General features: G+C 64.3%; 22 protein-coding genes. 14 read left to right on the top strand and 8 right to left on the bottom strand.

From position 1 onward, the window contains the following. Window positions 1–12: 12 nt before the first annotated feature. Window positions 13–546 (top strand): TIGR02281 family clan AA aspartic protease, encoded by a 534-nt coding sequence (locus ACGHJ7_RS09015; RefSeq protein ID WP_390476522.1) that lies wholly within the window; start codon window positions 13–15, stop codon window positions 544–546. A 37-nt stretch (window positions 547–583) separates the two neighbouring features. On the opposite strand, the gene ACGHJ7_RS09020 is transcribed toward ACGHJ7_RS09015, so the two are convergent. Then, complete coding sequence (locus ACGHJ7_RS09020) at window positions 584–1,144, bottom strand: hypothetical protein (RefSeq protein WP_390476524.1); 561 nt, start codon at window positions 1,142–1,144, stop codon at window positions 584–586. 35 nt (window positions 1,145–1,179) lie between these two features. Between ACGHJ7_RS09020 and ACGHJ7_RS09025 the strand changes: the two genes are divergently transcribed. After that, window positions 1,180–1,854: a murein L,D-transpeptidase catalytic domain-containing protein gene (locus ACGHJ7_RS09025; RefSeq protein WP_390476526.1), complete on the top strand. Its 675-nt coding sequence runs from the start codon at window positions 1,180–1,182 to the stop codon at window positions 1,852–1,854. 106 nt (window positions 1,855–1,960) lie between these two features. On the opposite strand, the gene ACGHJ7_RS09030 is transcribed toward ACGHJ7_RS09025, so the two are convergent. Continuing rightward, window positions 1,961–3,361: a L,D-transpeptidase family protein gene (locus tag ACGHJ7_RS09030; protein WP_390476528.1), complete on the bottom strand. Its 1,401-nt coding sequence runs from the start codon at window positions 3,359–3,361 to the stop codon at window positions 1,961–1,963. A 159-nt stretch (window positions 3,362–3,520) separates the two neighbouring features. Here ACGHJ7_RS09030 and ACGHJ7_RS09035 point away from each other — a divergent pair, with 159 nt between their 5' ends. From ACGHJ7_RS09035 to ACGHJ7_RS09050, 4 genes are all read left to right on the top strand, one after another. Continuing rightward, window positions 3,521–4,393 carry a DMT family transporter gene (locus tag ACGHJ7_RS09035; protein ID WP_390476530.1) on the top strand — a complete coding sequence of 291 codons (873 nt, stop codon included), beginning with the start codon at window positions 3,521–3,523 and terminating at the stop codon, window positions 4,391–4,393. A gap of 125 nt (window positions 4,394–4,518) precedes the next feature. Next, on the top strand, window positions 4,519–7,194 hold the full coding sequence (gene acnA, locus ACGHJ7_RS09040; protein ID WP_390476532.1) for an aconitate hydratase AcnA: 2,676 nt from the start codon (window positions 4,519–4,521) through the stop codon (window positions 7,192–7,194). 26 nt (window positions 7,195–7,220) lie between these two features. Next, window positions 7,221–7,643: a rhodanese-like domain-containing protein gene (locus ACGHJ7_RS09045; RefSeq protein ID WP_390476534.1), complete on the top strand. Its 423-nt coding sequence runs from the start codon at window positions 7,221–7,223 to the stop codon at window positions 7,641–7,643. Between the two features lie 169 nt (window positions 7,644–7,812). After that, window positions 7,813–9,063, top strand: coding sequence for a hypothetical protein (locus ACGHJ7_RS09050; protein WP_390476536.1), 1,251 nt, complete (start codon window positions 7,813–7,815; stop codon window positions 9,061–9,063). Between the two features lie 602 nt (window positions 9,064–9,665). On the opposite strand, the gene ruvB is transcribed toward ACGHJ7_RS09050, so the two are convergent. From ruvB to ruvA, 3 genes are read right to left on the bottom strand one after another with little or no spacing between them, the layout of a single operon-like run. Further along, window positions 9,666–10,718 carry a Holliday junction branch migration DNA helicase RuvB gene (gene ruvB / locus ACGHJ7_RS09055; RefSeq protein ID WP_390476538.1) on the bottom strand — a complete coding sequence of 351 codons (1,053 nt, stop codon included), beginning with the start codon at window positions 10,716–10,718 and terminating at the stop codon, window positions 9,666–9,668. Further along, complete coding sequence (locus ACGHJ7_RS09060; protein ID WP_390476540.1) at window positions 10,718–11,269, bottom strand: DsrE family protein; 552 nt, start codon at window positions 11,267–11,269, stop codon at window positions 10,718–10,720. The genes ruvB and ACGHJ7_RS09060 overlap by 1 nt, the downstream gene beginning before the upstream one ends. 4 nt (window positions 11,270–11,273) lie before the next feature. Next, window positions 11,274–11,870 carry a Holliday junction branch migration protein RuvA gene (gene ruvA, locus ACGHJ7_RS09065; protein ID WP_390476542.1) on the bottom strand — a complete coding sequence of 199 codons (597 nt, stop codon included), beginning with the start codon at window positions 11,868–11,870 and terminating at the stop codon, window positions 11,274–11,276. Between the two features lie 111 nt (window positions 11,871–11,981). Here ruvA and aroC point away from each other — a divergent pair, with 111 nt between their 5' ends. From aroC to ACGHJ7_RS09090, 5 genes are all read left to right on the top strand, one after another. Continuing rightward, complete coding sequence (aroC, locus tag ACGHJ7_RS09070) at window positions 11,982–13,064, top strand: chorismate synthase (RefSeq protein WP_390476543.1); 1,083 nt, start codon at window positions 11,982–11,984, stop codon at window positions 13,062–13,064. 466 nt (window positions 13,065–13,530) lie between these two features. Then, the gene (ahpC, locus tag ACGHJ7_RS09075; RefSeq protein WP_390476545.1) at window positions 13,531–14,097 is read left to right on the top strand and encodes an alkyl hydroperoxide reductase subunit C; all 567 of its coding nucleotides are present in this window, start codon (window positions 13,531–13,533) and stop codon (window positions 14,095–14,097) included. A gap of 100 nt (window positions 14,098–14,197) precedes the next feature. Beyond that, the gene (gene ahpF / locus ACGHJ7_RS09080) at window positions 14,198–15,787 is read left to right on the top strand and encodes an alkyl hydroperoxide reductase subunit F (protein WP_390476547.1); all 1,590 of its coding nucleotides are present in this window, start codon (window positions 14,198–14,200) and stop codon (window positions 15,785–15,787) included. Window positions 15,788–15,963: 176 nt separating this feature from the next. After that, on the top strand, window positions 15,964–18,165 hold the full coding sequence (katG, locus tag ACGHJ7_RS09085) for a catalase/peroxidase HPI (RefSeq protein ID WP_390476549.1): 2,202 nt from the start codon (window positions 15,964–15,966) through the stop codon (window positions 18,163–18,165). Between the two features lie 136 nt (window positions 18,166–18,301). Continuing rightward, window positions 18,302–19,855, top strand: coding sequence for a catalase (locus tag ACGHJ7_RS09090; protein ID WP_390476551.1), 1,554 nt, complete (start codon window positions 18,302–18,304; stop codon window positions 19,853–19,855). Between the two features lie 4 nt (window positions 19,856–19,859). On the opposite strand, the gene ACGHJ7_RS09095 is transcribed toward ACGHJ7_RS09090, so the two are convergent. From ACGHJ7_RS09095 to ACGHJ7_RS09105, 3 genes are read right to left on the bottom strand one after another with little or no spacing between them, the layout of a single operon-like run. After that, entirely contained in the window at window positions 19,860–20,450 is a 591-nt protein-coding gene (locus tag ACGHJ7_RS09095) for a Smr/MutS family protein (RefSeq protein WP_390476553.1), read from the bottom strand. A 10-nt stretch (window positions 20,451–20,460) separates the two neighbouring features. After that, window positions 20,461–21,657 (bottom strand): murein transglycosylase A, encoded by a 1,197-nt coding sequence (locus ACGHJ7_RS09100; RefSeq protein WP_390476555.1) that lies wholly within the window; start codon window positions 21,655–21,657, stop codon window positions 20,461–20,463. Between the two features lie 52 nt (window positions 21,658–21,709). Continuing rightward, on the bottom strand, window positions 21,710–22,366 hold the full coding sequence (locus ACGHJ7_RS09105; protein ID WP_390476557.1) for a Tim44/TimA family putative adaptor protein: 657 nt from the start codon (window positions 22,364–22,366) through the stop codon (window positions 21,710–21,712). Window positions 22,367–22,630: 264 nt separating this feature from the next. Between ACGHJ7_RS09105 and secB the strand changes: the two genes are divergently transcribed. The 3 genes from secB to trpS are packed head-to-tail and all read left to right on the top strand — an operon-like array spanning window position 22,631 to window position 25,874. Next, a complete protein-coding gene (gene secB, locus ACGHJ7_RS09110; protein ID WP_390476559.1) occupies window positions 22,631–23,170 on the top strand; it encodes a protein-export chaperone SecB in 540 nt (179 codons plus the stop codon). A gap of 59 nt (window positions 23,171–23,229) precedes the next feature. Beyond that, window positions 23,230–24,801 carry a murein biosynthesis integral membrane protein MurJ gene (murJ, locus tag ACGHJ7_RS09115; RefSeq protein WP_390476561.1) on the top strand — a complete coding sequence of 524 codons (1,572 nt, stop codon included), beginning with the start codon at window positions 23,230–23,232 and terminating at the stop codon, window positions 24,799–24,801. Between the two features lie 41 nt (window positions 24,802–24,842). Further along, entirely contained in the window at window positions 24,843–25,874 is a 1,032-nt protein-coding gene (gene trpS, locus ACGHJ7_RS09120; RefSeq protein WP_390476563.1) for a tryptophan--tRNA ligase, read from the top strand. Window positions 25,875–26,032: the final 158 nt, after the last annotated feature.

Genomic DNA, 26,032 nt, shown 5'->3' on the forward strand with positions numbered 1-26,032 from the left:
TAGGGTCGCCCTATGATCGGACGTTCACTCCTGCTGGTTTTCGGGGTCTGCGCGGTGACGGCCGCGCTCATTCCCTCTGCCGACGCACCGGGCGGAGACGCCGGGGAAAACGGCCCACCGGCTGCGAACATGCCGTATGCGCAGGGTGCCGAAGCCCCGCCCGCATCGTGGTATCAGGGCGACCATTCGCTGAACCGCGAAAGCGACGGCCATTTCTATGCCGACGTCACCGTGTCCGGCGCACCGCTGCGTATGATGATCGATACCGGTGCCAGCGTCATCGCCCTGACCGCGCCGGATGCGCTGGCGGCAGGGCTCGACTGGTCGCCCGCCGATGTGCGCGTCATCGGAAGGGGCGCGAGCGGAGACGTGATGGGCGTGCCGGCCATGCTGACGGAGGTGGATGTAGGCGGCATCACCGCACGCGGCGTGCAGGCGGTCATCGTGCCAGAGGGCCTCGATGTGTCATTGCTCGGCCAGTCCTACCTTTCCTCGGTCGGAAATGTCGCGATTGCCGAAGACCGGATGGTGCTGAGCGCACAATAGCCCGGTTCGCGCATAGGTCGGTCGGCGGGTCGGACCCTCAGAAATAGATGTCGATGTAATCGGTCAGCCCGTCGCACCATTCGAATTCGCGCAGGCGGTAATATTTGTGCCCCTGCGTCGCCTCGAACCGCCAGGTCCTGTTGTCGTAGCATTCGCGGTCCGGGTCCGGCGCATAGGCGATCTGGATGAGGCCGTCGAAGAGGAAATAGTCGGGCCCGATTTCCGTGATCCGGCCCAGCACGATCAGCAATTCGCCCTTCGGCCCCTCCTGCCGCCCGTACAGGCGATAGGTGCCGAACGCATCGACGCCGACGGTGGCATCACCGCGTTCGTCCCAGCCGATCCATTGCAGCGTGATGCCGGAGTTCTGCCGCAGCCTGATCGCGTCCGCCGCGCTCAGGACGGTCGTGGGGACCGGTTTTCCATCGTCAATCTCGCTGGCCTCGGCAGCTTCCTCTTCCGCCTGGACGGGCGGAGACGGTACTTGCGTCGCATCGGCTCCCTCCCCTTGCGCGAAGACGCAGGCGGCGGTCAGATGGAGGCAGCAATAAGACGCATGGTGGGCTCCTTCGTCGATTCCGGCGGTTTCCCGCTTCAAGCCGCGATTAAGCTTGGCTATGATAGGCAGCAAGAATGAACAGACGCGATCTTATCAAGGGCACTCTAGCGGCAGGCGCCCTGGCCGCCGCACCCGGCCGCGCGCTGGCGACGACCTTCGCCCAGCCGAAGACCGGCAGTTTGCGCGACCGCGCCCTGTTCGACATCGCCAAGCGCGAGCTGGACAAGGCCGGCAGCGTCATCTGGAAGAAGGACATCGTCGGCATTGCCGATTACGGCCTGCGATCCAGCGAACCGCGCTTCCATTTCGTCAATCTGGGCCTTGGCGAAGTGCAATCCTATCATGTCAGTCACGGCACCGGGTCCGATCCGGAACATGACGGCTGGCTCAATTCCTATTCGAATGTCGAAGGCTCCAATGCGACCAGCAAGGGGGCCTATGTCACGTGGGAATGGTACAAGGGGCGCTACGGCACATCGGTCCGCCTCGGCGGTCTCGACAGCACGAACGACAATGCGCTGCGACGCTATATCGTGATGCACCGGGCCGCCTATGCGGAACAGTCCCACCTCGAACGCTGGGGACGTCTCGGCCGCAGCAATGGCTGTTTCGCCATGGGCGAGGAACAGTTCCGCATCGCGCTGCTGAACCTGTCGGGCGGACGCCTGCTATACGCCGACAGCCTGGGTCTGGGCGAGGATGGCAGCACGATTGCCGCGCCTGGCTCGCAACTATCCGTACGATTCTAGAATCTCGGCGCGCCGGAATATCCGGTTCCGATCTGGCGTAAGGAGCCTGCGGACCTGAACGACCGGCCCGCAGGTTGTTCCTTCTCGTGCGCGATCGGCTGGTGCGTCAGGTAGCCCTCGGATCGTCCTCGATCACGATAATCTGTTCGTCGGTAACGCGGCTGCGATTGGCAACGCGGGGTGCATCGAGCGAATCGAGCACTGCCTGGTCGCGGCCGTAGATGTCCTTGAACGTCGTCAGCTTGCCGTCGATGTCCTGCGCCATCGTGAAATAGGTGATGTAGGCGGGCATCTTCTTCTCGAAGCCGACGCGGGTGTACTTGCCGCTCGCCAGCTTCTCCACACCCTCTTCCGCGGTCAGGCCCGCCTGCAGGATGGCCAGCGTCAGCGCCAGCTCGTCTGCCCGTTCGGTACGGATGCAGCCATGGCTGAGCGCACGCTGCGCGTTCTTGAACAGGCCGCGCGAAGGCGTGCCGTGGAAGAAGATCGCATGCTTGTTCGGCATGTCGAGCTTCATCTTGCCGAGCGAATTGGTCGGCCCCGGCTGCTGCACGACCGATACCCAGCCATTCGCACCCTTGGTCGCGGTATAGCCCTTGGCCTTGGCCCACGCAGGATTGCCCAGCACACGCGCGCCCAGCCCTTCGCCCTTCACGATGCTCTGCGGCACGGTCCAGGTGGGGTTGAGGATCACGCCCTCCACGCTTTCGGCCAGCTGCGGGGTTGCCGTGCGCCCCGGCTTGCCAACGATGGTGCGATAGGTACGCACGATGTTGTCGTTCACCGTCAGCCGCAGCTGGTATTCCGGGACATTGGTGATGAGGTACTGGCTGCCCAGATCCCGCGGAAGCCAGCGCCAGCGATCCATGTTCGCGCGGATCAGCTTGCCACGGGCAGAGCCGGCATCGACCTTCGCCAGTTCCTGCCGCAGGCGGGCGTAATCGGGATGCTCCGGCGCGATCGACTGAAGCGCCGCCTCAAGGTCGCCGGAGGAAAGCGCCTGCGCCATGATATCGCCCGTGCGGTAGCGGTCGGCATCGGGGTCCATCACAAACCATTGCTTGCGCGCGGCCATCGGCGTGCGTCCGTCGCGCATGTCCTCGACCAGCCAGGCAAAACGCTTGCTTGCCTCGGCATTGAGCTGCGCCCCCGGTCCCTGCAGCGCAATCGCCCGCAAACCGGCAATATCGTAGTCGGCGGGATCGAGACCTTCCGCGCCGATGCCGTCGAGAAGATCGGCGAGAGCCATCGCATGTTCGACGGGCCATACCTGAACGTCGGACGCCACCTGCTGCACGGTCTGCATCTCGTCCGCAGCCGCGGGCTGCGCGGCGGGAACCGCGAGCGCCGTCCCCGTGGTCGGCGTATCGTAATCGGGATCACCGGCGAAGGATTCCGCGACCGTCTTCGGCTTTTCATCCGGTAGCAGATTGGCCGGCGAGCCCTGCGCGGCGGCAGTAAAGGGAAGCGCGAGAGCCGCGCTTGCAAGGAGGAGGTGTGTTTTCATCGTCATCGTTCGCATGGTTGGTCCCACCTGTTGCGGCCATTTTGCCGCGTCGTTGTGCTGCCATCAAGCACCTGCGCTTAGCGCAAGCTGAATTATCGCCACCTGCGCCCGGTTTGCATCGGTGACCTGCGCCTCCTCCATCGCTAGGGCAGGCGGGAGATGACGAGAAACCTTGCCCTGCTGCCCGTACTGGCGACCTTTGCGGCGGTGGGCTCCCTGGCCCTGATGGATGCGCTGATGAAAGGCGCGGCGCTGGCAGCGGGCGTTTACAGTGCCACCCTGATGCGCGCCGCGCTGTCCGCCGCCATGGCCGCGCCCATCTGGCTCGGCACGGGCGGTCGCTGGCCGGGGAAGCGGGCGCTGCGCCTCCACCTGCTGCGCGGCGGCGTGTCGGCGTGCATGGCGCTCACGTTCTTCTACGCGATCACCGCCCTGCCCATTGCAGAGGCTATCGCGATCTCCTTCGTCGCGCCGCTCATCGCGCTCTATCTTGCCGCGCTGGTTCTGAAGGAAACCGTCCGGCGCGAGGCCGTCTACGCATCGATACTGGGATTTGCCGGGACCATCGTGATCGTGTCCGGCAGGCTGGGACAGGGCGATGCGGGCGACGATACCGTTCTCGGGATCGCCGCCATACTGGTGTCCGCGATCCTGTACGCGGTCAATTTCATCATTATCCGCCTGCAGTCGCAGGCCGCAGGCCCGGCGGAGGTCGCGACGTTCCACGGCGGCGTTTCCGCCATCCTGATTGCGCTGGCCGCACCGTGGCTGTTCGTGATGCCCGGCTGGCCCGCCATGGCGGACATTGCAGGCGCCGCTGTCCTGACGGTGGCTGGCGCCATGCTGCTTGCCTGGGCCTATGCCCGGGCAGAGGCACAGGTTTTGGTCCCGATAGAGTATTCGGGCTTCCTGTGGGCCGTCCTGTTCGGGTGGCTGTTCTTTGCAGAGCAGGTCACGGTCACGACTCTGCTGGGAACCGGCCTGATCGTCGTCGGCAGTTTCATCGCAGCGCGGCGAAAAAGGGCTGTTTGAAGGGCTTTTCACCGCCTGCAACCCTTGACGAAACGGGCTTCGTGTCGCAGGTGCGCGGCACATTCGGTGCGCCCGTCCGTTACGGGTGAGAGGCCCCGGAAGATTCGCTTTTCGAAAGGACGCATATGACCCAGGTCGGCAAGGACACGCTCGGCACCCGCAGCACGCTCAACGTAGATGGCAAGGAATACGCCTACTACTCCTTCAAGAAGGCGTCGGAGAAACTGGGCGACGTATCGCGCCTGCCGTTCAGCCTGAAGGTCCTGCTGGAAAACATGCTCCGCTTCGAGGATGGTGGCCACACCGTGTCGACCGACCACGCGCAGGCGATCGTCGACTGGATGAAGAACCCGACCACCGGCGATGAAATCCAGTACCGGCCTGCCCGCGTCCTGCTGCAGGATTTCACCGGCGTTCCCTGCGTGGTCGACCTTGCCGCCATGCGCGATGCCATCTCCGCGCTCGGCGGCGACACCAACAAGATCAACCCGCAGGTTCCCGTGAACCTCGTGATCGACCACTCGGTCATGGTCGACGAGTTCGGCCACCCCAAGGCGTTCGAGAAGAACGTCGAGCTGGAATATGCCCGTAATGCAGAGCGTTACGACTTCCTGAAATGGGGCTCCAAGAGCTTCGAGAATTTCTCCGCCGTGCCTCCGGGCACGGGCATCTGCCACCAGGTCAACCTGGAACACATCGGCAAGACCGTGTGGTCGAGCAAGGATCAGGACGGCAACCTCACCGCCTATCCGGACACCTGCGTCGGTACGGACAGCCACACCACGATGATCAACGGCCTCGGCGTGCTCGGTTGGGGCGTTGGCGGGATCGAAGCCGAAGCAGCGATGCTCGGCCAGCCCATTTCCATGCTGATCCCCAAGGTGGTCGGCTTCAAACTTGAAAACGCGCTCGCCGAAGGGGTGACCGCGACCGACCTCGTGCTGACCTGCGTGCAGATGCTGCGCGAAGTCGGCGTGGTCGGCAGCTTCGTCGAATTCTACGGCCCGGGCGTCGGCAATCTCAGCCTCGCCGACCGTGCCACCATTGCCAACATGGCGCCGGAATACGGCGCGACTTGCGGCTTCTTCGGTGTCGATGACAAGACGCTCGACTACCTGCGCCTGACGGGCCGCGAAGAGCACCAGATCGCTCTCGTCGAAGCCTATTGCCGCGAACAGGGCATGTGGATCGAACCGGACAACGAGCCGATCTTCACCGAAACCCTCAGCCTCGACATGGCAAGCGTCGTCCCGAGCCTCGCCGGGCCCAAGCGTCCGCAGGACAAGGTCGCGCTTCCCGATGTGGACGAGCTTTTCAACGCCGACCTCAAGTCGCTCTACGGCAAGGACACGCCGCACCGCGTCGATGTGGAGAATACGGACCACGATATCGGCGACGGCGACGTCGTGATTGCCGCCATCACCAGCTGCACCAACACCTCCAACCCGGACGTGCTGATTGCTGCCGGTCTGGTCGCCAAGAAGGCGCACGAAAAGGGCCTGAAGCCCAAGCCGTGGGTCAAGACCTCGCTCGCACCGGGTTCGCAGGTCGTTACCGATTATCTCGTGAAATCGGGCCTTCAGGACGATCTGAACGCGATGGGCTTCGATCTCGTCGGCTATGGCTGCACCACCTGTATCGGCAATTCCGGCCCGTTGGCCGCGCCGATCAGCAAAGCGATCAACGGCAACGATATCGTCGCCGCCTCCGTACTGTCTGGCAACCGCAACTTCGAAGGCCGCGTTTCCCCGGACGTGCGCGCCAACTTCCTCGCCAGCCCGCCGCTGGTGGTCGCCTATTCCGTCCTCGGCACCGTGACCGAAGACATCACCACGACGCCGCTTGGTCAGGACCAGGACGGGAACGACGTGATGCTGGCCGATGTATGGCCCAGCAATCAGGAAATTGCCGAGCACCGCGCCGCCAATATCGACCGCTCGATGTTCGTGAAGCGCTACGCCAACGTCTATGACGGTGACGAGCATTGGCAGGCGGTGAAGGTCACGGCGTCCGACACGTACCAGTGGAACCCGGGCAGCACCTATATCGCCAGCCCGCCCTTCTTCGAGGGCATGGAGATGACCCCGGCGCCGATCACCGACATCACCAATGCGAAGCCGCTGGCGATCCTCGGCGATTCGACGACGACCGACCACATTTCGCCCGCCGGTTCGATCAAGGAAGATAGCCCCGCAGGCGAATATCTCCGTGATCATCAGGTCGCGAAGGCCGACTTCAACTCCTACGGTTCGCGCCGTGGAAACCACGACGTGATGATGCGCGGCACCTTTGCCAATATCCGCATCCGCAACGAGATGGTTCCGGGCGTCGAAGGCGGTTTCACCACCTATAATGGCGAGCAGATGGCGATTTACGACGCCGCCATGAAGCACAAGGAAGACGGCACGCCGCTGGTGGTCGTCGCGGGCAAGGAGTACGGCACCGGCTCCAGCCGCGACTGGGCGGCCAAGGGCACGATCCTGCTGGGTGTGCGCGCCGTGATCGTCGAAAGCTTCGAACGTATCCACCGCTCCAACCTGATCGGCATGGGCGTGCTACCCTTGCAGTTCAAGGATGGCGATACCCGCGAAACGCTGGGTCTGGGTGCGAATGATACATTCTCGATCAAGGGACTGACCGGCCTCAACCCGCGCCAGGACGTCGAAGTCGAAGTCACCCGCGAGGATGGCACGACCTTCAACTTCACCGCGCTGTGCCGCATCGATACCGAGAACGAGCTGGATTATTACCGCAATGGCGGCATCCTCCAGTACGTGATCCGCAAGTTGGCTGCCGATTGAGGCTGACTGCACTTCTTGCGCTGCCATTGGCAGCAAGTGTCGGGGGCTGCGCCGGTTATGGTGCAGCCCCCGCTGCGCATGGAACAGGCGACACGTCGCAAGTCATCGGCGCTCCGATACCGGGCGAGGTCGCCACGCTGACCGCGGCCGAACTCGCGCCCCTGGTAAGCGCTGGCACTATCGTGCTCGTCGATGTCCGCACGCCGGCGGAATACGCCTCCGGCCATATCGCCGGCGCGGTCAACCGGCCGCTGGCCGGTTTCGATCCCTTCGCCCTGCCCGATCCCGATGACGGCGAGATAATTCTCTATTGCCGGTCGAGCGCGCGTTCCGGCGAAGCGGCGAGGCAGTATTTAGAGGCGACCGGGCTATCCATCCGGCACCTGGAGGGCGGTATTCTCGCATGGAAGGATGCGGGGCTGCCGGTAGTCATTCCAGAAGAGCGATAAAGCAGGCTGGTTCCGGCCGCTCCTCGGCCCGGCAGCCGGATCATCCCAGACCGGACAGCAAAAGGGCGGCCCCTCCGCTTGGAGGAGCCGCCCTTTGCTTTGTGACGTGAGGCCGAGGCGTTAAGCGGCTTTCGCGGCCTTCTTCACGGCCCATTTCCGGCGACCGAGGATGGCGGCAGCCGCAGCGCCGAACAGGATCGTCATCGGCGGAGCGGGGACCGGGGTACCGCTCGTGCTGCCGCTCGAACTGCTCGAGGACGAGCTGGAGCTGCTCGAGCTGGAGCTGGAGCTGGAACTGGACGAACTGCTGCTCGACGAACTGGAACTGCTCGAGGAGCTCGTGCTCGACGTCAGCACGCCGGACGTACCGCCGCTCGACGAGGAAGAGCTGGAACTGCTGCCGGACGACGAACTGCTGCCACTGGACGTCGCGCCGCCCGTCGTGCCGCCGGAGCTGGAGCTGGAGCCCGAGGACGACGAGCTGCTGGAGGACGAACCGCTGCTGCCGCTCGACGTCGCGCCGCCACTCGTACCGCCCGAGCTTGAGCTGGAACCAGAGGACGACGAGCTACTGGAGGACGAGCTGCTGCCGGAGCTGCCGCTTCCGCCCGAGCCGCCGCTGCCACCGGAACTGCCGCTGGAAGAAGAGGACGAAGATGAGCTCGAAGAGCTGCCCGAGGAGCCGGAGCCGCCGGAGGACGAACCCGAACCGCCGCTCGTGGTCGGCGGATGCGGGTCCATGCCGCCGCTGGTCGTCGTGCCGGACGTACCTCCACCGGAGCTGGAAGAGCTCGAGCTGGACGACGATGAAGACGAGGACGACGACGAGCTCGAAGAAGACGACGAGGAACTGACATTCCCCGACGAGCTGGAGACGTTGCCCGACGAGCTGGAAACGTTGCCCGAGCTGGACGAAACGTTGCCCGAAGAACTGGAAACGTTGCCGGACGAGCTGGAAACATTACCGGAAGAACTGGACACGTTGCCGGACGAGCTGGAGACGTTCCCCGAGGTCGATGTGCTGGAGATCCCGCCGGTCGAGGTGCTTACCCCGCCGGTCGACGTGCTGACGCCGCCAGTGGTCGTGGTGCTTCCGCCGGAGGTGTTGTCGATGTCGATATCGATATTGATACCATCGCCGTCATTCCCGCTCGACGAGCTGGTCCCGCCCGAACTGCTGGAGGAGCTGCCGGACGTGCCGCCGCCCGACGTCGTGGTCGTGGAGCTGACGACGACGCTGCCGCCGCTCGACCCGCCGCCACCGAAGAAGCCACCGAAGAAGCCGCCGCCGACACCGCCGCCGAAGCCGCCGCTTCCGCCAATGACCGTCACGCCGCCATCACCGCCACTGCCGCCAACGAACGGAGGCGCTGCAGGAAGGGGGATCGCGGTCGGAACGACGGCAACCGAAGTCGCGTAGGCACAGCCGTTTTCGTCGTAGCCGATCTGGCCGCCATGCGCGCCGTAGCCATAGGCTCCGCCGGCAATCGGCGCACCATGCTGGGCACCCGCTGCCGCGCCATGATGAGCCATGCCTGCGCCGCCGAGCCTGCCGACGGGTTCGCATTCGACCACGCGCTTCACGATCCGACGCTTGCGCTTGACGGTCTTGGGCACACGGCGCTCCACCGTGGTGCGTTCCTTGACGTACTTGACGGGCTGGGCCTTCACGGACTTCGTCGAAGACTTATACTGCGGATTGTCCGTGATGGGCTTCTCCGCGACGTGCACTGCACCGCCTGCGAGAAGGGCACCGCCCGCGGCAGTCGCGGACAATTTCGCCAGGGCCATTTTTACCGACATGGGCAAACTCTCTGTTCCAACTGGGGCTTTCCCATCAGCCGGCGGGTCCGGCCTTGGGTGTATCCCCGTGCTCTTCTAGGAACAGCCCACACGCCTAAGCGGCAATGCGGTTAACTATGAATATCCGCGTGGCAGGCGAAATAAATGACCTGAAAACCGCATGCCGGGCCAACATGTCCCGTTCTGGAACCGTTCAGGCGGCGAATCTTGCTTCGGCGGTTAACCTTCCTTGTCGAACAAGCCTGTTTGCGACGGCCCGGCGGCGCGCTGAGTCGGCCCTGGCGGCGTTCTGTCCAAGTGCGTCCACCCACGGTCGTTGAGGCAGCGCCCCCGCGCCGTGCGCGCGACCAGGCCCAGCTGGATCAGGAACGGTTCGACCACTTCCTCGATCGTGTCGCGCGGCTCTGCAAGGCCGGCTGCCAGCGTCTCCACGCCCACGGGCCCGCCCTTGTAGATGTCTGCGATCATGGCGAGATAGCGGCGGTCCATGGCATCGAGGCCGAGCGAATCCACTTCCAGCCGGGTCAGAGCCTCATCGGCTATCCGGGCGGTCACGGTATCGGCGCTGGCGACTTCCGCGAAATCGCGCACCCGGCGCAGCAGGCGACCTGCAACGCGGGGGGTGCCACGGCTGCGGCGGGCGATTTCGCGCGCGCCTGCAGGTTCGATCGGCAGGCCCATCAATCCAGCCCCCCTGGTGACGACGCGTTCCAGCTCTTCCTCGGTATAGAAGCTGAGCCGCACCGGGATACCGAAGCGGTCGCGCAGCGGCGTGGTCAACAGGCCCTGCCGCGTGGTGGCGCCTATCAGGGTGAAGGGCGACAGGTCGATCCGCACGCTGCGCGCCGCCGGTCCCTCGCCGATGATGATGTCGAGTGCGCGGTCCTCCATCGCCGGGTAGAGCACTTCCTCGACCACCGGATTGAGGCGGTGGATCTCGTCGATGAACAGGACATCGTGCGGTTCGAGATTGGTCAGCAGCGCGGCCAGGTCGCCCGCCTTGGCCACCACCGGACCCGAGGTGGCACGAAAACCGACGCCCAGTTCCTTCGCCACGATCTGCGCCAGCGTCGTCTTGCCGAGCCCCGGGGGCCCGAAGAACAGCGTATGGTCCATCGCCTCGCCGCGCTTCCTGGCGGCCTCGATGAAGACGCGAAGATTCTCCCGCGCGCCCTGCTGCCCAACGAACTCGCCGAGCGACTTCGGCCGCAGCGCCGCATCCGGGTCCTCCGGCTGGCGGTCTGGTGTGTGGAGGGGGATGGGGTCGGTCACTAAAACGGGTTCACCGTGTAGCCGTCCTGTTGGAGGAGGGCGTGGGCAGTCATGGCGCTCAATGCGACTTCGACGCCCGGCAGCAGGTCGGCGGTTTCGTCGAGGCCGAGGCCCGCGGCGCTCTGGCCGCACAAGATGATGCGCACGCCCTCGCCCACAAGCGCAGCGATCAGCGGCGCGTTTGGGTTGGCCGCGCCGTCGAAGCGGGAGGCATAGGCTTCAGCAGTCAACAGGTCCTGCGCTGCCTGCCCGTGGACCACCACCGCCAGCGCCATGTTCTCGCGCGGGACACCGGCAGCGGCGTGCATGTTGAGGAAACGCGCAGCAGCAATAAGCGTGCGGTTCTGGCCGTCTTCCGCCCGCTCCGACCCGTCGAAGCTGTGCTTGAACACCGTGCCTTCGGGGATGATAACGTCCGCCGCGACCGACGCATGCGGTCCATGGCCTGCAAACACCGGGCCATAGCCGAAGCGGCTCGCATCCGGCGTTTGCGCCAGCGCTGCACCCGATGCGGCCAGTGCCGCAATTGCCATGAACAGCTTCATCGCCATCACCCTATCCTGCTGCCTTTTTGAGCGCGATGCGAATGAGTTCACCCTCGCCCGCGCCTTCACCCAATTCGCCTTGCGCTGCAGCGACGGCCTGCGCCGCCACAGCCGGTTTGAAGCCCAGATTTTCCAGCGCCGAAACGGCATCCGCGCTCGCCCCGCCCTTGGGAGCCAAGACCACGCCCCCTTCGCCTGCGGGCAATCCGCCGGCCTTGTCCTTCAATTCGTTCACGATGCGGCCGGCCAGTTTCGGGCCCACGCCATTTGCCCGCGCAACCATCGCTGCATCGCCGCCTGCGCAGGCCTGCTGCACTTCGGCCGTGGACAAGGCGGAAAGGATGGCCAGGGCCACCTTGCTGCCCACGCCTTGCACGCTGGTCAGCAGGCGGAACCAGTCCCGCTCGCTCCCTTCGGCAAAACCCAGCAGGCGCATGTCGTTTTCGCTCACCTGCAGGTCGGTGTAGACCGTGCACGCTTCCCCGGTTTCGCCCAGCGCGCTCAGCGTGCGGGCGGAACAATGGACGAGATAGCCCACGCCGCCGACATCAATGACGGCCCAGTCGGTTCCGGTTTCGTCCAGCAGGCCTTTCAGCTTTGCAATCATGTCGTCTTTCCGGGCATGGTTTGTTCTTGGGGCACAAGAGAAGTTTGGTCCAGCAGGAATGGACAGGCTCCCACAATTGTGGGCAAGAGGCGCTGGTTTCAGGGAGCTGGCATGAGCTGGAATACATTCGGACGCGTCCTGCGCTTCACCACCTGGGGGGAAAGCCACGGGCCGGCAATCGGTGTCGTACTGGACGGATGCCCCCCGGGTATCGCCTTGTCGGAAGACGACATCCAGCCGTTCCTCGACGCGCGCAAGCCGGGGCAGAACAAGTTCACCACGCAGCGACAGGAACCGGACGCGGTCCGCATCCTGTCCGGCGTGTTCGAGGGGCAGGACGGAACACAGCGCACCACGGGCACGTCGCTGTCGCTGCTGATCGAGAACACCGACCAGCGCAGCAAGGACTATTCCGAAATCGCGAACACCTACCGCCCCGGCCATGCCGATTATGCCTATGACGCGAAATACGGCTTTCGCGACTATCGCGGCGGCGGGCGGTCGAGCGCGCGTGAAACCGCCATGCGCGTGGCGGCCGGTGCGGTTGCGCGCAAGGTCATCGGTGACGTGTCGATCCTGGCCTATGTCAGCGAAATCGGCGGAGACCGGATCGACCCGGCCAATTTCGACGCTGGGGAAATTGTCCGCAACCCCTTCTGGTGCCCCGATGCGGACGCGGCCAGGCGATGGGAGGCCCTGGTGGACGACGCGCGCAAGGCCGGATCCTCTCTCGGCGCGGTGGTCGAATGCGTGGCCACGGGCGTACCCGCCGGATGGGGCGCCCCGATCTATGCGAAACTCGACAGCGATCTTGCCTCAGGAATGATGAGCATCAACGCGGTCAAGGGTGTTGAAATCGGCGACGGCTTCGACGCGGCACGCCTGACCGGCGAGGAAAACGCGGACGCCATGTCGCCGGGCGCGAACGGCGTGGAGTTCGCCGCCAACCATGCAGGCGGGGTCGCGGGCGGAATTTCTACCGGCCAGCCGGTCGTGTGCCGCGTCGCTTTCAAGCCGACCAGTTCGATCCTGACGCCCACCCCCAGCATCGACCGCGAAGGCAATGCGAGACAGGTCCGCACGAAAGGCCGCCACGATCCGTGCGTCGGCATCCGCGGCACTCCGGTCGTGGAAGCGATGATGGCCCTTGTCCTGGCCGATCACAAACTGCTGCACCGCGCGCAGTGCGGCTAGCGGACCGTCGGCTAGCGAACCGGTTGCGGACGTTCAACGCTTCTGACAGTCTACCCGTAAGCGAACACGGTTTCGCCATTGAAGAGAATGATGAGAAACATGGCATTTGAACCATTCGGCTATGGCAACCGCTGGTATGACCGAGTTGGTAGTAAGCTGAAGTTGAAAGAATTCGCGGCCGTATGCCTCGTCGTCATAGCGGTGCTCGTTATCTGGCAGCTTGCCGGGTAGCTCGCCCAAGAGCAGACATTTCGCTTCCCACCCAATTCCAGTCATTCTTTCCCATAAAGTACGCCCCCGATGATGCGCCTGACGCAAGAGACGCGTCGTTCTGTTGCGCTTTTCGAAAGTTCCAATTTCTAGATTGAAAATTTCGATGTTCGCAATCGCAACATCTCGCTTTTGTGCGCTGCAACAGCCCCTATCTGGTTCTGACGAGTTTCAACCCGACTATTGGAGAACACCCATGGGTATCATCGGAAGCCAGATCAAACCGTTCACCGCCACCGCCTTCCAGAAGGGCAAGGACTTCTTCGACGTCACGGACGAGGACGTGAAGGGCAAGTGGGCCGTCTTCTTCTTCTATCCGGCCGACTTCACCTTCGTCTGCCCGACCGAGCTGGAAAACCTTGGCGAGCAGTATGCCATGCTCCAGAAGATGGACGTCGAAGTCTACGGCGTGTCGACCGATACGCACTTCAGTCACAAGGCATGGCACGACACGTCCGAAAAGATCGGCAAGCTGGAATTCCCGTTCCTCGGCGACCAGAACCACGTTCTTGCCCGTAATTTCGACGTTCTGCGCGAAGGCGTCGGGCTCGCCGACCGTGCAACCTTCGTCGTCGATCCCGACGGCGTGATCCAGATCATGGAACAGACCTGCGAAGGCGTGGGCCGCAATGCCAACGAACTCGCCCGCAAGATCAAGGCTGCTCAGTATGTCCGCGCCAACCCCGGCCAGGTCTGCCCGGCCGCATGGGAAGAAGGCAGCGACACGCTGGCCCCCTCGCTCGACCTCGTCGGCAAGATCTAAGCGGTAAACGCTGAAGGAAAGGGGCGGCGCGCATGGTGTCGCGCCGCCCCTTTTTCCTGCCCGCCCCCTCCCGTTCCCCGCCATTTCTCCAGGAGTTCCCATGCTCGACCAGACGATGACCCAGCAGCTCAAGACCTATCTCGCCAATCTGCGCGAGCCGGTAACGCTGATCGCCACTCTCGGCGACGATGCGAAGTCGCAGCAGACACGCGAATTGCTCGAAGAGATCGCGGCCCTGCACGATCAAGTGGAGGCGAAGTTCGATGGTGACGATGCGCGGGTTCCCAGCTTCCTGATCCGGCGCGGCGAGGATGCGGACCGGCAGGTACGCTTTGCCGGCCTGCCGATGGGGCATGAATTTACCTCGCTGGTGCTCGCCCTGCTATGGGCTGGCGGCCATCCGCCGAAGGTCGAGCAGGACCTGATCGACCAGGCACGCGCACTGGAAGGTCGCTTCGATTTCGATATGTATTTCTCGCTCAGCTGTCACAACTGCCCGGATGTCGTGCAGGCGCTGACCCTGATGGCGCTGGAAAATCCGGGCGTTACGGCCACGCTGATCGAAGGCGGCACGTTCCAGGACGAGGTCGATGCGCGCGACGTGATGGCCGTGCCCGCGACCTACCTGAACGGCGAGACCTTCTTCAACGGCAAGATGACGCTGGCCGAGATCCTCGCCAAGGTGGACACTGGCGCAGCGGACCGCGCAGCGGCGAAGCTCGACGCGCTCGATCCGTATGAAGTGCTCGTCATCGGCGGCGGTCCCTCGGGCGTCGCCGCTTCCGTCTACACGGCGCGCAAGGGTTTTCGCACCGGCATCGCAGCAGAGCGTTTCGGCGGTCAGTTGAACGACACGCTGGGCATCGAGAACCTTCCCGGCACGATTTACACGGAAGGGCCCAAACTGGCCGACGAACTGCGCCGGCAGGTCGGCGACAACAGCATCGAACTGCTGGAAATGGCCGGGGCGAAGAAGCTCGTGCCCGCGACCAATGACGGCGGAATGCACCGGGTCGAACTGGAAAACGGCGCTGCGCTCGAAGCGCGCTCGATTATCCTTGCCACCGGTGCCCGCTGGCGCTCGCTCGGCGTGCCGGGCGAGGACGAGTATCGGAACAAGGGCGTTGCCTATTGCCCCCACTGCGACGGCCCCCTGTTCAAGGGCAAGGACATTGCAGTCATCGGAGGCGGCAATTCCGGTGTCGAGGCGGCCATCGACCTCGCCAATATCGTGGGCAGCGTGACCCTGATCGAATATGACAGCCAGCTTCGCGCGGACGAGGTTCTGCAGCGCAAATTGCGTGAATTCGACAATGTTACCATCCTGACCTCCGCCCGCACGACCGAAATCACGGGCGACGGAACGCGGATGAGCGGTCTGACCTATGAAAACCGCGAAACCGGCGAAATGCACACGCTGGACCTGGCAGGTGCGTTCATCCAGATCGGTCTCGTCCCCAATACCGAGTGGCTGAAGGACGGCGCGTTGCAGCTCTCGCCGCATGGCGAGATCGTGGTTGATGAACGCGGGGCGACAAATGTACCCGGCGTCTTCGCCTCGGGCGATTGCACCACCGTTCCCTACAAGCAGATCGTGGTCGCCATGGGTGGCGGATCGACGGCGGCCCTGTCCGCCTTCGACTACCTGATCCGCACTGAGCCTGCCGAAAAGATTGCGCAAGCAGCCTGATTTCTCCCGCTGGACGAAAACAGGAGCGCGGATGGTTCGGCCATTCGCGCCCTTTTTCATGTCCGGACAATCAGTAATCCGATGATAACCGCCAGTTTAATCGATTGGACTAATCATACTGCGAGTCGCATACCATCTCCATCACAGATACGATTCCGAGCGAATGGAGAACGATAATGGATGCTAAGACAGGCGATATCAGCGGTGGCTGCCCCTTCACCGGCAATGGCGGAGTTCGCGACCTTCTGGGCCGGACCAACCGCGACTGGTGGCCGGACTCGCTGCAGCTCGACATCCTCACGCAGGGTGGCAAGGGCATCGACCCGATGGGCGAAGACTTCAATTACGTCGAGGCTTTCAATGCCCTCGACTACGATGCGCTGAAGGCTGACCTGAAGGCGCTGATGACCGACAGCCAGGCCTGGTGGCCGGCGGATTACGGCCATTACGGCCCGTTCTTCATCCGTATGGCATGGCACGCAGCCGGCACCTATCGCACGGGCGACGGGCGCGGCGGTTCGTCGAGCGGGCAGCAGCGTTTTGCCCCGCTCAACAGCTGGCCGGATAACGGCAACCTCGACAAGGCGCGCCGCCTGTTGTGGCCGATCAAGCAGAAATACGGCAAGCATATCAGCTGGGCCGACCTCTTCATCCTGACCGGCAATGTCGCCATTGAAAGCATGGGCGGCCCGGTCTTCGGCTTCGGCGGCGGCCGCGCCGACGTGTTCGAGCCTGAAACCACCTATTGGGGCACGGAAGAGGAATGGGTCGACGAAGGCGTCGAGACCCGCATCATCCCCGATGAAGGCAAGGCGCTGGAAAACCCGCTCGCGGCGATCCAGATGGGTCTCATCTACGTCAACCCCGAAGGTCCGGGCGGCAATCCGCACGATCCCGAAGGAATGGCCCGCGACATGCGCGAAACCTTCGCCCGCATGGCCATGAACGACGAGGAAACCGTCGCGCTGACCGCCGGCGGTCACGCCTTCGGCAAGTGCCACGGCGCGGCCCCGTCCGACACCTTCGGCAAGGCGCCCGAAGGCGAGAAGCTGCACACGATGGGCTTCGGCTGGCTGACCGACCCCGAGGAAATCGGCAAGGGCCACATCACCACTTCGGGCATCGAGGGTGCGTGGACGCCCAACCCGACCGAGTGGGGCAATGACTATTTCCGCCTGCTGTTCAAGTACGAATACGAGCTGACCCAGTCGCCCGCCGGGGCCAACCAGTGGACCCCGATCGACCCGGAAGAAGCCGACATGGCCCCCGATGCTCGCGACCCGTCCAAGAAGGTCCCGACCATCATGACGACGGCCGACATGGCGCTGAAGCGCGACCCGGAATACCGCAAGATTTCCGAGCGTTTCCGCGACGACCAGGCGGCGCTGGACGATGCCTTCGCCCGCGCTTGGTTCAAGCTGTGCCACCGCGACCTGGGCCCCAAGGCCCGCTACCACGGTCCCGAAGTGCCGGAAGAGGACCTGATCTGGCAGGATCCGGTCCCGGCCGGCACGAAGCCCTCGGACAGCGCGGTTTCCGACTTCAAGTCGAAGGTGATGGATAGCGGCCTGACCGTCTCGGAGCTCGTGAAGGCAGCATGGGCTTCGGCCTCGACCTATCGCAATTCGGACCACCGCGGCGGTGCCAACGGTGCCCGCGTCCGACTCGCTCCGCAGAAGGGCTGGGCGGTCAACGACCCCGAGGAATTGTCGAAGGTCCTCTCGAAGCTGGACGCCATTCGCGGCGACCTGTCGATGGCCGATGCCATCGTGCTGGCCGGTGCAGCGGCAATCGAGAAGGCGGCCAAGGATGGCGGCCACTCGGTCGGCGTGGATGTGACGACCGGCCGCGGCGATGCGACCGACGAGCACACCGATGCGGAGAGCTTCGAGCCGCTCGAGCCTTTCGCCGACGGGTTCCGCAACTACCTCAAGACCAAGGCGAGCGTGAAGACCGAGGACATGCTGATCGACCGGGCGCACCTGCTCGGCCTCAGCATCCCCGAGATGACAGCGCTGCTCGGCGGCATGCGCGTGCTGGGTGCGAACAGCAACCACTCGGTCCACGGTGCCAAGCTCGGCGTCCTGACCGACCGCGTCGGCACGCTCAGCAACGATTTCTTCGTCAACCTGCTCTCCATGGGCACGGTCTGGGAAGTCGTAGACGAGAGCGGCGACGAGGAATTCGTCGGCAAGGAACGTGCGTCGGGCGAGGAAAAGTACCGCGCCACGCGTACGGATCTCGTCTTCGGATCGAATTCCCAGCTGCGCGCGGTTGCGGAAACCTATGCCGAAACCGGCGGCGAGGAACGCTTCGTGCGCGACTTCGTTAGTGCCTGGACAAAGGTCATGGATGCCGATCGTTTCGACATTGCGTGATCGACCTTCCTGAAGGGAAAACCCTCGGGTCGCAGAAAGCCCTCGGCGTTTACGCCGGGGGCTTTTTTATGCGCCGGTCGGACCCAAAGAGGCCTTGCCGCGTTAATCCCGGTACTCGCGATAGAAGGTTCAAATCATGAGCAAAAAGACCGTCCCGCCCACGACCACGGATGCTGGAATCCGGGTCCAGAGCGAAGAGCATTCCCTGACCGTCGGAAGCGATGGCCCCATCGTCCTGAACGACCATTACCTGCTGGAGCAGATGGCGAATTTCAATCGGGAACGCATTCCCGAGCGCCAGCCCCATGCGAAGGGTTCGGGCGCGTTCGGCTATTTCGAAACCACGCAGGACGTGTCGAAATACACCAAGGCCGCACTTTTCCAGAAGGGTGTGAAGACCGATGTCGCGATGCGCTTCTCGACCGTCGCCGGGGAACGCGGCAGCCCCGATACGTGGCGCGATCCTCGCGGCTTTTCGGTCAAGTTCTATACCGAGGACGGAAATTTCGACATGGTCGGCAACAACACGCCGATCTTCTTCATCCGCGACCCGCTGAAGTTCCAGAACTTCATCCGCAGCCAGAAACGGCGCGCCGACAATGGTCTGCGCGATCACGACATGATGTGGGATTTCTGGACGCTCAGCCCGGAAAGCGCGCACCAGGTTACCTATCTGATGGGCGATCGCGGCGTACCGAAGAACTGGCGCGAGATGAACGGCTATGGCAGCCACACCTACAGCCTGGTGAATGCCGACGGCGAGAAATTCTGGGTCAAGTTCCACTTCCACACCGATGTCGGCGATCAGTCGGGCAATGCCCATCTGACGCAGGAAGAGGCCGTGAAGAAAGCGGGCGAAGACAGCGACTATCATCGCCGCGACCTGTTCGACGCCATCCACGAGGGCAACTATCCCAGCTGGACGCTGAAATGGCAGATCATGCCGTGGGACGATGCGAAGACCTACGACATCAACCCGTTCGATCTGACCAAGACGTGGCCGCACGCGGATTATCCGCTGATGGAGGTCGGCAAGCTGGTGCTGAACGAAAATCCGGTCGACTGGGATACGCAGATCGAACAGCTTGCATTCGAAGTGAACAACATGGTGCCTGGCATCGGCCTCAGCCCCGACAAGATGCTGCTGGCACGCGGGTTCAGCTATGCCGACGCGCACCGCCACCGTCTGGGTGTCAATTACAAGCAGATCCCCGTGAACGCGGCGCGCAATGCGAAGGTCAATTCCTATTCGCGGGCCGGCGCCATGCGGACTGTCAACGCAGTTGATCCGGTCTATTCGCCCAATTCCTATGGCGGCCCTGCTGCCCAGCCCGATACCGGCCCGGAAGCAGGACTATGGCACGCCGATGGCGACATGGTTCGCACGGCCTACAAGCTGCGACCGAAGGACGACGACTGGTCGCAGGCGGGCATTCTGGTGCGCGAGGTCATGGACGACGAACAGCGCGACCGTTTCGTCTCCAACGTGTCCGGCCACCTTGCTGACGGCGTTTCGGAGAAGGTGCTGGTCCGGGCGTTCGACTACTGGAAGAACGTCGATGCCGACATCGGCGAGCGGATCGAGAAGACGGTCCGCGACATGATCGGCGGAAAATCCGAAGCGCCCGGCATGGCGAGCGCGCTATCCATCTCCGGTGAAGGCGCCGCCATGAAGGAAGCTGCCGAGTAGACCCTCAGCTTCCGCGCTTAAGGACGATGTAGAGCGCACCGTCGCCCCCGTGGCGGCGGTGCGCCTTTCGTATGGCGGCGATGGACGCGCCATGTTCGCTCGCCGCGAGCCAGTCGAGGATTTTCGCCCGGATGGCGCCGCGGCTGGTCCCCCTGTCGGCCGCATCGACGGGACGCGGCTTGCCGGTCACGATCATCACGACCCGCGCCCCGGTAGCGCGCGCCTGGAACATGCCGTCCATCAGGCGCCTGCACGCAGCGTCGAGGCCGTGCCCGTGCAGGTCCAGGGAGAAATCCGGCACGATGTCGCCGCTCTTGAGCTTGCGGTCCCAGTGCGAGTCCAGATTGCCGCGCGGGCTCCGCCCCGCAGCGGAAGGAGGTGAAGACATCGGCGTATTCGCTGACTTGCCGGACGATGGCAGGCGGCGGGCCGGCTTCACGAATTTCGGCGGTGTCTTGACGATACGGCCCGGTGTCCCGCCGCCTTCTGTCGCCGTGGACTTTTGCGAAACGCGGGGGTGCAGGGGCACCACTGTCTTCGCCAGCTTCTCCCACGCTTCCGCCTCGGACTGGCTCAGGCCTCCCGGATGGGTCACGCCGAGCGCCTCAGCGCGCCAGCAGGCGTGCGACCGAGCCCTTGGGCAGCAGGATCAGCGCCTGTCCGCCGCTTGACATACCGCCGGCGATGCGGCGCGCATCGGCACCATTGCCCCAGAAGGTGTCGAACCGGTTCGCGCCCTTGATCGCGCCGCCCGTGTCCTGCGCAACCCACAGGCCGTCGGCCACATCGCTGTCCATATCGAGAAATACCGGCGCGCCGTAAGGCACGAACCGCGGGTCCACGGCCACGCTGTCGCGGCCCCGCACCGGCACGGCAATGGAGCCGAGCGGACCGTCCGTCGCCAGCTCGCGGAAGAATATCCAGCTCTGGTTCTCGCGCATGACACCGGGCGCCTGTGCGGGATGATCGCGCAGCCAATCGATGATGCCCTGCATGCTGACGGCATAGTCCGTGCCTTCGCCGATCTCGCCGCGATCTTTCAGCGTGCGCCCGATGGCGGTATATCCGCGTCCGTTCTGGTCGGCATAGCCGATACGCATCAGCGACCCGTCCGGCAGGCGCAGCAGGCCAGAACCCTGTATCTGCAGGAAGAAGAACTCGATCGCATCGGCAGCCCAGGCAATCTCCAGACCCCGTCCGGCGAGCGCGCCCAGCTCGATGGCCTCGCGGTCCCAATAGGGCACGAAGGCGCCGGTCTCGTCAAAGCGGCCCCGCGGAGGGCTGCCCGTCCGCTCGGCCGCCGCCATGTCCGCTGGCCATGCGCGCGTCAGGTCGTCCGGCACGCGGTAGACCGGTACGTCGTAGCCCGGCGCGCGGGTCCGGCTGCCGCGCAGTTCCGGCTCGAAATATCCGGTGGCGAATGCCTCGCCATTGCCGATACGCACGGTGTCGAAGTGTTCTGCGAAGAATGCGCGGCCCCGGTCGTATCGGGCGGTCCGCGCCGCAGTGCAGGCAGCCTGCCAGTCGGCAGGTCGCGTCAGTCCGCTCTTGTCGTCCTTGCCCGTTGCCCAGCTACAGCTTTCGAGGAACGCGGCCAGCGCGGCATTGGCGTCGGCATCGGTGACCGGCAGGCTCGACACAGCCGGCCCGCGCTCCACGCCGAGAAACGCGGCGCTCTGCACTTCGGGGACAGGTGGCGGCGCGATGACCGGACTTGGCGGTTTCGGATCGGTCCCGGCACCGACACAGCTGACGAGCCCCGCCAGCGCTGCCAGTGCCAGACCATTCAGCGCGTGACGCATAGTCCCAGGGGCCCCTCGTTCAATTCCGGCTCCTATGGAGCCTGGCCTTGCCTCAGCCCTCGTCGGTTTCGACGAGCTGCCAGTCGGGACCGGCGGCATCGACATTGCGGGCGAAGGTCCAGATGTCGCGGCTTTCGATCGCATCGTCGAGCGAGCCGGCCACCAGATTGCCGTCGCGATCGCGCGTGACGGCGGCAATATCCGAGACGAAGCGCATGGTAACGCGCGCTTCGCGGCCATCCAGCTCGGCGTCGCGAATGGTCGCGTCCTCGATCCGGATCAGCGTATTGTCCATCGTTTCGCCCGCTTCGGTCCGCGCGTCGATCGCCCCTGCGAAGCCTGCATAGACGTCGTCGTCGCACAGCTCGCGCAGCGTTTCCTTGTCGCCGGTCCAGAACGCCTCGAGGATCATGCCATAGGCGCCCTTGGCCCCTTCGATGAAGCCGAGCACGTCGAAATTGCGGTCTGCTGCGGAAATCGCGCGCACGCCCTGCTCGACAACCGGTAGCATCGCCGTGGCAGGCTGTTCGTCGGTTACCGCAGGCTTCAGCTGGACGACGGGGGGATTGTCTTTCGCAAGCTCGTCACCGGCATCGAACCGGCGCGGGATCGCCTCTTCCTCGTGCTCGGCACGGTTACCCAGCACGGAATAGAGCCGCAATCCCAGGAAGGCGGCAATCATGGCAAGGATTACGATCTCGACAATCACTGTTTACCCTTAACTTTCATCGCCCAATCGCAGGCCGGGCGGCAGCCACTCGGGCCTTTGCCCGCAGACCCTCCATACATAGGGAATGGTGACAATTCCACAACGTGAACTATTGGCCGTGCGGACGGGGCGTGGCGCGCACCGGATGGGCGGGCCGACGGCGCACCGACCGGCCAGCGCGAATTGTTGCCGCCCCCGCTGCATGGTGCTAGGCGCGCAGGCCATTCCAGACCACCAGAACACCCAGAAGAAAGCGAACAAGCCATGGCCGACCAAGGCGACGTCCTCACCGATCTCGATCTCGATCCCGCAGCGACCGGCAACGGCGCGGACAACCAGCCTTCGGTTGGGTTCCTGACCCAGTATATCAAGGACTTCTCGGTCGAGAATCCGAACGCGCCGACATCCTTCCAGTGGAACGAGCAGCCGCAGATCGACCTGCAGCTCAATATCGGCGCGAACGAAGCGGGCGACGGCGTCCACGAAGTCGAACTGAAGCTGAATGCCAGCGCGCGGTCCAACAGCGGCGTCCTGTACGCGATCGAACTGGTCTATGCCGGCCTCGTTGCCATCCGCAACGTTCCCGACGAACAGGCCCACGCTTTCCTTTATGCAGAGGCGCCGCGCATCCTGTTCCCCTTCGCCCGTGCCATCATTTCCGACGCCTCGCGCGATGCCGGTTTCCAGCCGCTGATGCTGGATCCCATCGATTTCAACGCGCTCTACATGCAGCGCCTCGACGAAAAGGCGCGCGAGGAAGCGGCTGCGGGCGGCGAAACCGCCCCGCCGGCCGGGCAGGCCTGATCCGGGCCGCCTGACGCGCCCCCGCTTCCACAACCGCCCACCGCGAGAGGCGTAAGGCCATGAGCCTGCTCAAGAATGTCGGAACCATCGGCGGCCTGACCATGGTCAGCCGCGTCTTCGGTTTCGTGCGCGACGTCATGCTGGCCCGCGTGCTGGGCGCGGGCGGCGTGGCCGATGCGTGGCAGCTGGCGTTCCAGCTGCCCAACATCTTCCGCCGCCTGTTCGCGGAAGGCGCCTTTGCCAGCGCTTTCGTGCCGCTGTTCAACCGGCACATGAAGGAAGGCGACGACTGGTCCGACGCGGAACGGTTCGCCAGCCAGGTGCTCGCCGTGCTGTTGCCAATCCTGGTCGTGTTCGGCGCGCTCATGATGCTGGCAATGCCGTGGGTGCTGCAGGCCTTTGCCAGCGACGAGCTGAGAGCCGACGGGCAGAACTGGGAACTGGCCGTCACGATGGGCCGGATCGCCTTCCCGTATTTGCTGTTCATGAGCCTTGCGACGCTGGTGGGCGCCACGCTCAATTCCCTGTCGCGCTTCGGCGCAGCGGCGGCAGCACCGATCCTCCTCAACATCTGCCTGATCAGCGCGCTTGCTTGGGGCGCCTTGCAATCGGACAGCGAAGCAACGCGCCAGTCCACGGGTCTTTTCCTCAGCGTGGCGGTATCCGTTTCCGGCCTGCTGCAATTGCTGTGGCTGGGATACTGGATGAGGAAGGCGGGCTTCCATATCCGCCTTGCCCGTCCCCGCATAACAGGGGATGTGAAGCAGCTGGGCATCCTGATCCTGCCGGCCGTGTTCGGCGCCGGGGTCTACCAGATCAGCCGCTTCATCGACCTGTTCTTCCTGGGCCAGTTGCCCGAAGGGTCGATCACCTACCTCGCCATGGCCGACAGGTGGAACCAGTTGCCTCTCGGCATCATCGGCATCGCATTGGGCACGGCGATCCTGCCTGCGCTCAGCCGCCATGTCAGCCGCGACGAAGGCGACGAGGCGCAGCGCCTGCAATCCAACGCGGTGGAGCTGGCGATGCTGCTGACCCTGCCGAGCGCGGTCGCTCTGTTCATCACCGGCAGCGCGTTTACTCGCGTTTTCTTCGTCGGCGGGGCGTTCACGCTGGAAGATGCGCTGGTCACGGGCACGGTCGTCTCCGGCCTCGTCATCGGGCTGCCGGCCTATGTGCTGGTAAAGGTGCTGACGCCGAATTTCTTCGCGCGCAAGGATACGCGCACACCGGTCTATACCGCGGCCGCATCGCTGGTTGTGACGGTCGCGCTCAACATCTATCTCGTGCCCCGCATCGGCGTGCTGGCGCTGGCCGTCGCAGGCTCGATCGGGGCGTGGGTGAACGTCGCCCTGCTTTACGCTATCCTCAACAGGCGCGGCTTCTTCCGGCTCCAGTCGATGATCCTCTGGCGACTGGCCCGCATCGCGCTGTCGGCGCTGGCAATGGGCGTCGTCCTGTGGTTCGCCATGCCCTACGGCGAAGGCCTGTTCACAGGCTCCGCGCTGGAACGTGCAGGTGCCATCATCGGCATCATGCTGGTCGGCCTCGTCAGCTTCGTGCTGGCGGCTGCGGCCCTGCGCGTTCTCGACAAGGCGACGGTCCTGCGCCTAATGCGCCGGCAGACCTGAGCTCAAACAGCCCTTCGAACGGATTTTCCATGCGCCCCACAATGCGAGTCGTCTCCGGCATCCAGCCCACCGGCAATCTGCATCTCGGAAACTATCTCGGCGCAATCCGCAACTGGGTGCGGATGCAGGACGAGCTGGAGGACGGGCAGGAATGCTTCTTCTTCCTCGCCGACCTGCACGCCATCAGCATGCCGCACGACCCGGCAGAGCTGAAAAGCGGCACGCTGGAAATGGCCGCCGCGCTGGTGGCCTGCGGAATCGATCCGGCCCGCTCGACCCTGTTCAACCAGGCGCAGGTGCCTGCCCATGCAGAGCTACAATGGCTGCTGAACGGAACCGCCCGGATGGGCTGGCTCAACCGCATGACGCAGTTCAAGGACAAGAGCGGCAAGAACCGCGAAGGAGCGAGCGCGGCCCTGTTCACCTATCCCGTGCTGCAGGCGGCCGACGTGCTGCTGTACCAGGCGACCCACGTGCCGGTGGGCGAGGACCAGAAGCAGCATCTGGAACTGGCGCGCGATATCGCGGCCAAGTTCAATCACGACTTCGCACCGCACGATGCGGACGGGAACGAGGCCCCGGTCTTCACCCTGCCCGAACCGATCAATCCGCCGCAGGCCGCCCGGATCATGAGCCTGCGCGACGGATCGAAGAAGATGAGCAAGTCCGATGTCTCGGAAATGAGCCGGATCGAACTGGTCGACGATGCCGACACCGTCATGAAGAAGGTGAAGAAGGCCAAGACCGATCCGGAACCGTTGCCGTCCGAGCTGGGCGGGCTTGCCGATCGGCCCGAGGCGCTGAACCTCGTCACGATCTACGCCGCTCTCGCCGATACGACGCCCGAAGGTGTCTTGGCGGATTTCGGCGGCGAGGGTTTCGGCAAGTTCAAGCCTGCCCTGGGCGAATTGATGGTCGAGACGCTGAAGCCCATTTCGGGCAGGCTCAACGACCTGCTGGACGACCGCGAAGCGCTCGATGCGATCCTCGCCCGCGGTGCCGCCCGCGCCCGCGAGGCCGCTGCGCCTACCCTGTCGGCGGCCTATGAGGCGCTGGGCCTGCTTCGCCCCTGATCCATGGCATTGAAATCACTTGTATTTTCCGGACCGCGGGAAACATTTGATAGGCCGTGGGTTCAATAGGGGTTCAGGCCGCTTCGCGTAGACCAGCACCAGTTCAAGGGTAAGTCGACGCCGGGCGGGGGGAAGCCAGGCGTCCTGCCTGTTTCTTT

This window comes from Altererythrobacter sp. MTPC7 (genome assembly GCF_042851395.1).
Classification (GTDB): domain Bacteria; phylum Pseudomonadota; class Alphaproteobacteria; order Sphingomonadales; family Sphingomonadaceae; genus CAJXSN01.

Excerpts from the sequence above, each read along its gene's own strand:
- secB (WP_390476559.1), top strand. The coding sequence starts at position 22,631 with ATGGCCGACCAAGGCGACGTCCTCACCGATCTCGATCTCGATCCCGCA.
- ACGHJ7_RS09015 (WP_390476522.1), top strand. The coding sequence starts at position 13 with ATGATCGGACGTTCACTCCTGCTGGTTTTCGGGGTCTGCGCGGTGACG.
- ACGHJ7_RS09035 (WP_390476530.1), top strand. The coding sequence starts at position 3,521 with ATGACGAGAAACCTTGCCCTGCTGCCCGTACTGGCGACCTTTGCGGCG.
- ahpF (WP_390476547.1), top strand. The coding sequence starts at position 14,198 with ATGCTCGACCAGACGATGACCCAGCAGCTCAAGACCTATCTCGCCAAT.
- ruvA (WP_390476542.1), bottom strand. The coding sequence starts at position 11,870 with ATGATTGCAAAGCTGAAAGGCCTGCTGGACGAAACCGGAACCGACTGG.
- ACGHJ7_RS09100 (WP_390476555.1), bottom strand. The coding sequence starts at position 21,657 with ATGCGTCACGCGCTGAATGGTCTGGCACTGGCAGCGCTGGCGGGGCTC.
- ACGHJ7_RS09025 (WP_390476526.1), top strand. The coding sequence starts at position 1,180 with ATGAACAGACGCGATCTTATCAAGGGCACTCTAGCGGCAGGCGCCCTG.
- ACGHJ7_RS09050 (WP_390476536.1), top strand. The coding sequence starts at position 7,813 with ATGGCGGCAGCCGCAGCGCCGAACAGGATCGTCATCGGCGGAGCGGGG.
- ACGHJ7_RS09030 (WP_390476528.1), bottom strand. The coding sequence starts at position 3,361 with ATGAAAACACACCTCCTCCTTGCAAGCGCGGCTCTCGCGCTTCCCTTT.
- aroC (WP_390476543.1), top strand. The coding sequence starts at position 11,982 with ATGAGCTGGAATACATTCGGACGCGTCCTGCGCTTCACCACCTGGGGG.
- katG (WP_390476549.1), top strand. The coding sequence starts at position 15,964 with ATGGATGCTAAGACAGGCGATATCAGCGGTGGCTGCCCCTTCACCGGC.
- ACGHJ7_RS09090 (WP_390476551.1), top strand. The coding sequence starts at position 18,302 with ATGAGCAAAAAGACCGTCCCGCCCACGACCACGGATGCTGGAATCCGG.
- acnA (WP_390476532.1), top strand. The coding sequence starts at position 4,519 with ATGACCCAGGTCGGCAAGGACACGCTCGGCACCCGCAGCACGCTCAAC.
- ACGHJ7_RS09060 (WP_390476540.1), bottom strand. The coding sequence starts at position 11,269 with ATGGCGATGAAGCTGTTCATGGCAATTGCGGCACTGGCCGCATCGGGT.
- ahpC (WP_390476545.1), top strand. The coding sequence starts at position 13,531 with ATGGGTATCATCGGAAGCCAGATCAAACCGTTCACCGCCACCGCCTTC.
- trpS (WP_390476563.1), top strand. The coding sequence starts at position 24,843 with ATGCGAGTCGTCTCCGGCATCCAGCCCACCGGCAATCTGCATCTCGGA.
- murJ (WP_390476561.1), top strand. The coding sequence starts at position 23,230 with ATGAGCCTGCTCAAGAATGTCGGAACCATCGGCGGCCTGACCATGGTC.